General features: G+C 41.0%; 8 protein-coding genes. 3 read left to right on the forward strand and 5 right to left on the reverse strand.

The genetic code is table 11. The features are described from left to right. Positions 1 to 113: 113 nt before the first annotated feature. From DSL64_RS27885 to DSL64_RS27895, 3 genes are all read right to left on the reverse strand, one after another. A complete protein-coding gene (locus DSL64_RS27885) occupies positions 114 to 1,160 on the reverse strand; it encodes a ferredoxin--NADP reductase (RefSeq protein ID WP_115834258.1) in 1,047 nt (348 codons plus the stop codon). A gap of 18 nt (positions 1,161 to 1,178) precedes the next feature. After that, positions 1,179 to 2,261: a hypothetical protein gene (locus DSL64_RS27890; protein ID WP_115834259.1), complete on the reverse strand. Its 1,083-nt coding sequence runs from the start codon at positions 2,259 to 2,261 to the stop codon at positions 1,179 to 1,181. A 157-nt stretch (positions 2,262 to 2,418) separates the two neighbouring features. Next, positions 2,419 to 3,015, reverse strand: coding sequence for a NifU family protein (locus DSL64_RS27895; RefSeq protein WP_115834260.1), 597 nt, complete (start codon positions 3,013 to 3,015; stop codon positions 2,419 to 2,421). 258 nt (positions 3,016 to 3,273) lie between these two features. Here DSL64_RS27895 and DSL64_RS27900 point away from each other — a divergent pair, with 258 nt between their 5' ends. The 3 genes from DSL64_RS27900 to DSL64_RS27910 are packed head-to-tail and all read left to right on the forward strand — an operon-like array spanning position 3,274 to position 6,122. Next, entirely contained in the window at positions 3,274 to 4,101 is an 828-nt protein-coding gene (locus DSL64_RS27900; protein ID WP_147300434.1) for a hypothetical protein, read from the forward strand. Positions 4,102 to 4,157: 56 nt separating this feature from the next. Next, positions 4,158 to 4,691: an RNA polymerase sigma factor gene (locus tag DSL64_RS27905; protein ID WP_115834262.1), complete on the forward strand. Its 534-nt coding sequence runs from the start codon at positions 4,158 to 4,160 to the stop codon at positions 4,689 to 4,691. A gap of 3 nt (positions 4,692 to 4,694) precedes the next feature. Next, the gene (locus tag DSL64_RS27910) at positions 4,695 to 6,122 is read left to right on the forward strand and encodes a hypothetical protein (RefSeq protein ID WP_115834263.1); all 1,428 of its coding nucleotides are present in this window, start codon (positions 4,695 to 4,697) and stop codon (positions 6,120 to 6,122) included. Between the two features lie 80 nt (positions 6,123 to 6,202). Here the strand turns inward: DSL64_RS27910 and rpmA are convergent, their stop codons facing one another. Then, positions 6,203 to 6,475, reverse strand: a complete 273-nt coding sequence (gene rpmA / locus DSL64_RS27915; protein ID WP_115834264.1) for a 50S ribosomal protein L27 — start codon at positions 6,473 to 6,475, stop codon at positions 6,203 to 6,205. A gap of 76 nt (positions 6,476 to 6,551) precedes the next feature. Then, positions 6,552 to 6,863, reverse strand: coding sequence for a 50S ribosomal protein L21 (gene rplU, locus DSL64_RS27920; RefSeq protein ID WP_115834265.1), 312 nt, complete (start codon positions 6,861 to 6,863; stop codon positions 6,552 to 6,554). Between the last annotated feature and the right edge of the window lie 274 nt (positions 6,864 to 7,137).

The raw sequence follows: 7,137 nt of genomic DNA on the forward strand, positions 1-7,137 counted from the left end.
ATTCGTAAAAATAGCATTATTTACGACGATTGAAAGCCATAATCCTCTCAGATCAGGATATTGATTAAAAACAGCCTTTATCTGGTATTCAAAATACACCCATTCACATTCATCTAGCGTACTTCAATCCTGACATCATCTCCATCCACATAGGCTGAGCAAGTCAGTATCCATCCTTGTGCAAGATCGCGGTCTGTCAGGACTTCATTGAAACTCATATGGAGCGCCCCATGCGTATGTACAGCGGCGCAGGTAGCACACCTTCCGCCTTTGCAGCTATATGGAATATTAATTCCCGACTGAATTGCAGCATCCAGAATTGTGGTATGCGCCGGCACTAAAAGTTCTCGTTCCTCTCCCCGGAATGTAAGATGGATGGTATGCGAATATGAAACCGGTGGCGGCGGCGGGAGTTTTTCAATGACAAAATTTTCCTTACGAATCTGATCTTTGCCAAACCCCATGTAGTGCAATGTAATCTCTACAGATCGCATCAGATCATACGGCCCACAAATAAAGAACCGGGCTTGTGCTGGTAAAAAATGCAAATTTTTATTTACCAGCTGCTCCAGACGGGTATTATTGATCCTGCCTCTTATTCCTGGCCAGTCTTCCGACGGTTGACTATGGATATGGATTACTCTAAGCCGTGAAGCGAATCGGGTTTCCATTTCTGCAATCTGATCATGAAACAGCGTGTGTCTGTCATTTCTATTGGCATAAATTAAGGTTACAAAACTATCTTCATCGTTATTCGATACCTGTTTTAAGATTGAAAATAGCGGTGTAATACCACTTCCTGCCCCGATCAGAATGATATCCCGGTTTCCTCGATCCTCCTCGTGGAGCACAAACCTGCCGGCGGGTTCCAGAGAATTAAAAATATCTCCTACCTGCACATGATCCAGCCAATATCTGGACACTTCGCCATTTGCAACTCGTTTAACTGTGATGGCCGGAAATAAATCAACATCCGGTGCTGAACTCATGGAATACGACCGTCGTATCTCATGACCATACAGGGAAATCAAAAAAGTAAGAAACTGGCCAGCCTTGTATACAAGCTCCCCACCATCAACACGCTCGAAAACAAACGTTTTCACATCGTGTTTCTCTACAATAATATCTCTGATACGTAGTTGGATAGTCTGGTCAGCCATATTTGTATATACTAAAAATCAGGCATTTTGCTGATTCCATAGTGTTTCGTATTCAAAAAGTAGAACCCAGCAATGCGCCTCACAAATCCAGTGCATATGAAAAAGAGGGCTCACCGAAAGTCGGTACAATATTGGATTTTCGTAGGCTGTTAACAAACCGGCTATAAAAAAATAGAAGCCTTTAAAATCTTCGGCATCGTAATTTTCAACAGGAATCCGGTCCGTTTTGATTCCCAATCTCATCAATGCGGTAGACAGAACAACTCTGTCCATCTTGCTTTCTGTTTTGCTCAAAAGACTCAGCGTATCATCAATCAATTGCTGCTTCACCCCGGCAAGCGAAGATGGATTGAACGCCCCGATAAGCCTGGCGACATGATAAATGATGAGCGCAGTACGCGGATATTGGTGCGCACACCGAAACGGAACTTTGACATACCTGCCTGATGCAATAACCGACCGGATATATTCCAGACTTGCTTCATCATGTCGATTCTGAGGAAGTTCGTATTTGAATATAAAATACATCAGATTACAGAGTACACTTACATCGAACTCGATATACATATTCTTACCGAACCAGGTTGAATAGGCGGGCAGCATACGATATTCCGGATCAGTATTTCGTATCCATTGTTTATATCCGTTGGCATGGATTGTCAGTTTTTCCTTCAGCCAGGTTAATTCTTCTTTTGTCGGATTGGTAGTCAGATACACAAACGCGGTATCATCCACATCATCAGGAATCCTGAAATGTTCGTATCTGCGAAAAATGTGTCCGTTGGGAAAATGCCGGGAAGGTTTGGTCTTCCAGAAATTGTAAGTTTTCAGTCCGTCTTTATTTCTGAAATCAGGATAATTAACAATTATCCTTTCACATATATCCTCAATACGATCCTGTAATTCCGGTTCTTGTTGTCTTTTGAGCGACTGTAAAGTAAAAGCACTGATGGCCGAAAAGAAAATAGTTGTGTCAGGCCGATTGTACCTGATTAACGGATTGACCCGGTATGCGGGAAAAATTCCTGGGGGGAAACAGGGTTCACCACCGGATTGCAATTTCTCGATCCGGTCAATAAATCTGGTCAGCGTATTTTTCATCTTTTGGAAATTTACAACAAAACTCAGAGCCTGACCAGAAATGAGAAAGGAATCTACCCATAAATAAAAACAGCAACCCCGAATGGAGATGCTGTTTCCTGTATAATCAAAATGTCAGAATTGAAATTCTATCGAAAATATATTGGTAAAATCGTCTTTAAACCCCTTCTGCAACTACCTCTTTCACGTCGGGAACCATTCTGGTCAGCAGGTTTTCAATTCCGGCTTTCAACGTAAGAGTAGAAGAAGGACAACCGCTGCATGAACCCTGTAACAGTACTTTCACCACACCGGATTCTTCATTGAATGAATGGAAGTTAATCGCTCCGCCATCCGATTCAACTGCAGGACGAACGTAAGTATCCAAAGCCGCTTTGATTTTTTGAATGGTGTCTGAGTCTCTGGAATCAACAATTACAGTGTTTTTCTCAATCGTTTTTTCAGCAAATACAGGATGGTTTTCTTCAAAGTATATTTTGATAAACTGCTTTGTATCGCGCAGTACTTCCTCCCATGCCACTGCATCATCTTTTGTGATAGTAATGAAATTGCTTGCGATAAAAACCCGCTGAACATGTGGAAACTGAAATAAATCCGACGCAAGCGGAGAAGCGCTTCCTTCCAGCAATGTCGATTCAACAGATGGGTAGTCAAAGGAGAGTCCATCCGGTACCAACTCGAAATTCAATACGAATTTCATTGAATTAGGATTCGGGCTCAGCTCTGTATATACAAAAATGGGGCGTGATAACATGGTATTATATTGTTACTTAAAATCTGTTTCTACTTAATTTATTAACAACACGAAGATGTTTTTTTTGGTTTAATAAAGCTCCTTAGTTGTTCAAATTTTAACCGTTAGCCCTCTAAAGACTTCTGACATTTTTGAAATTTTATAATTTATTTTCACACATACCCAACCTGCAGTACCATCCATGTAGTTTATACAAGCGAAACCCCATCGCAGACTGATCAACTGTTTTGGCATTGTCTAATCTCAACATAACTACAGATGGAAAAGTTAGCTATTATTTGTATGATCTTCGTTATGGGTCTGATCTCCTGCGAACAACAGGATGATATCAAAAAAGTAACGACACTGGAAACAGCCAAAACTGCGTTCAAACGATCCGAACCTGCTGAATTTACTTTCAAATCAGATGCCCCGCCGAGCCAGATCAAATGGAGTGTAAGTCCTGAGAAAAATGTAACGCTCACTACAGACGGATATACCGCCAGAGTGCTTTTCAAGAACCCGGGACGCTATCAGGTAACTGCCACCGACAACCGCACTACTTCCAGAACCTTCGTTAATGTGGATACGCTTTCTTACAGTCCCGGTGATACCGTAACTATCCCCACGCAGCCAGAGCCACCTGTTGTAAATCCTATTGATACCGCCAAAGTCGTTGTGATTGATACAGTTGGAACTCATGACAGGATTGTTAGCCTAACAGGAGATGAATTTACTGTGAGCCCAACTCTTGTAGACTCTACGATGGGCAATGGAGTTGAATTTAGCTTCAAGAGTACCAACCAGTACAATTGTCTTAACAGCCGCTTAAAATACACAACTCAGCCGGGTTACCTAACTGATGGCAACTTGGAAGTGCAATTTTTACATGTAATTCAGCCGGGGTCAAGGTATTGTAAAGAAGGTCAAAGTCATTTATCGCATTCACTACTGTTGATGATACGAAACAATGAGACTAAAAGGATAAAGATTGAACTAAACGGTATCAGCTACCAAGGTAGTATAACAAGAAGCGAAAACACTTATAGCATTAATTGGCCATATACCAGTGGCATTAAATTCTTAACCCTTAATATCCAAAGATAAACCTCCCGATTTGAGATCCTGAACAAATTTATTTGGGCCGGGTCTCCTGACTCTGAATGAATTCTCTGAGCGAAATAATAGCTGAATGTAAGCGCAATAATCGTAAGAGCCAGGAAGAATTGTACCGCCAATTCTATCCGGCTCTGTTTGCGCTATGCAAAAAGTTTTTCGCCGACGAGCACGAAATTCAGACCGCCCTGAATAACGGTATGATGAAGGTTTTCAAAAACGTGAATCAATACGATGTAAAAAAGGGAGAGTTTTTTAACTGGGTGTACACTATCGTACGCAACTCCTGTCTGACATTGTTACGAAACAAAAAGCCGGAACATCATCTGGAATTGAATGAAGAAACGGAGTATCTCATTTCATATGATCCATTCGAAACAGCAGAATGGGATGAAATATTTAGCCGCCTCAACAGGCTCCCTCCTGCAACAAGAGCAATCTGCAGCTTGTATTATCTTGAGAACTTTACGGTGAAGGAAATCAGTCAGGAAATGAATGTAAAGGAAGGTACCGTAAAATGGCACCTTAATGAAAGCAGAAACAGACTCAGAGATGGTTTTACAAAAAACAAAGAAATATAACCGGTGAAAAAAGGCAGGAAACATATCAATCAGAAGCTCAATGAAAGCTATCCGAAACCGGAGGTTCCGGCAGATGCTTCGTGGGCGATGATGAATGAAATGCTCAATGCCGGCATGCCAACGAAAAACCCCATAAACTGGTCGAAATTCTTTTTGTTAACAATAGCATGTATGCTGATTGGTGGTTTAGCAGCTTACTATTTTTGGCCAAAAACAACTTCTGACAACCTTAGGAAGAAAACCGTTAACAGGAATGTGGAGCAACAGAATAGCGCTGGTAAAAATGTTAAAAATCGGAGTAATACTTCTGCAGACTCCTTAGGTCATTACCAGGACACAGTTTTCAATTTAAAAGAAGATTTGGAGGAAATAAATAAGAAACCGATATCATCTGAACGCGATGCAAACCACCTGTCTTTACAAGATAATACAGACAAAACTGGTTTGGCCACACCTGCCGGTTCTAACGAAAGCACAACGATTCTAGCAAAAAAGAATAAAAAACGTAACCGTATTGATCATAGCAGTACATCGGAAAGAAATGGCGAAAAAGTGGATAAGTCAGAAAAACGCGTTTATCAAACAACTCAGTCAGAGAGTGAGCAGATTTTAACCAAACCTGATTCTCAAAAATCCGAAGCGACGACAAAACCGAGAGCAGTCAGAGCGACGCAAAATGATATTTTTGATGTAGAACTTCTGAAAAACAGATCTGTCAATTTCAAAAACCTGCTCTCTTATCCTCGTATCCGTGTAACTCCCGATGCTCGCAATCAAAAAGCACAGCTTAACAAACCGCCCGGCTCCTTACTACGCAATACAGGAATAGCGCTTCAATGGCAAAGTGCGATTCCATTCAGCGGCACGAACTACTTCCTTAAAAGCGGAGACAATAATAGCGCGTACCAACTATTGATTCCCGGACTATCAATCTCCCAGAGCTTCGGACAAAAAAGTGCTGTGCGATTTACATTCCTCCCATACGGACAATATTTCACAAAGGATATCCTTGTTTCGAACACAAATACTGAGCAGGCAGATTCGTCTACAATTGTTACAAACCAAACCAGCCTGGTGAAAACAAGAGGATGGAATGCGGGGGTTTCCTACGAGCGGGTTGTATTAAAAAATTTTGAAATTGCAGCCGGTATCTTCATCCACAAACAAGGCCATTCCCTGCTTTCTTCAGAAACCGTTACTGCAAATGATTCGACTTCTTCTTTTCAGTCAGAATTAATCAACAGAAAATATGCAGCTACGGATGGATACACAAACCAATATCTGTTCACCGCAAGCCTGGAAGCATTTTACACCTACCGTAAGATTCAGTTTGGCACAGGCGTATTTATTCCATTAACGAGTATGACTCCAATCATAACCAATGTCCGACCTCTGAATGGAAAATTATTTATCAGGTGGAGATTGAAGTAAACCGCAAGTTATAAACAGACAAAGGTCAGCAGGAAAATTCCTGCTGACCTTTGTCTTAGATTTTTTGTAGTAGTCGAAGACTAAGCTTCTGCTACTTCAGCGATAGGCTCAATGTGAACGAAAGATTTGTCTTCACGAGTTTTACGGAAAACAACATGACCTTCAACCAAAGCAAACAAAGTATGGTCACGACCGATACCTACGTTTTTACCTGGGTTATGTTTTGTTCCACGCTGACGAACAAGAATGTTTCCAGCTTTAGCATACTGGCCACCGAATAATTTTACTCCAAGACGTTTACTTTCTGAATCCCGTCCGTTTTTCGAGCTACCTACACCTTTCTTATGTGCCATGATATCTTTACTTTAATATGTTTTCTGAATGATTTTAAAATAGCTGACAGTACTTGCTGCAGCAAAGGTTTTGCAATTAAGCTACGATCTCGTCGATGCTGATTTTAGTCAGATATTGACGGTGACCATTCTTCACTTTGTAACCTTTACGTCTTTTCTTTTTGAAGACGATTACTTTTTCACCTTTAAGGTGTTCAAGTACAGTTACTTTTACAGAAGCTCCTGCTACTGTAGGAAGACCTACCTGTACTGTGCCTCCGTTATCAACGAGAAGGACTTTGTCAAATACAAGTGCAGCGTTCACGTCACCTTCAAGCCTATGCGTGAAGATTTCGCGACCCTTTTCAACTTTAAATTGCTGACCTGCGATTTCTACGATTGCGTACATGTTAATTTGTTATTGGTATACTATTCGAAATTTGAGGTGCAAAGATAGACAAGTCAACTAAGATTCACAATACTTTACGCTGAATTATTTACCTCTGCACAAGCTTTTAAAAGTTCCCATACACAATGACCCTTCCGATCGTTTAAACAACTGGTAACTTGGCAATTAATTCATATCACTTCCGGGCTGAATAGTGACCGTTTCTATGTTAAAATGCAAGCGCAGGAGTGTTTTTTTATTAATTTAGTATTTATCGGGCAAAACAGAACCAGGC

Origin of the sequence: Dyadobacter luteus (assembly GCF_003383615.1) — a bacterium.
Taxonomy (GTDB): Bacteria; Bacteroidota; Bacteroidia; order Cytophagales; family Spirosomataceae; genus Dyadobacter; species Dyadobacter luteus.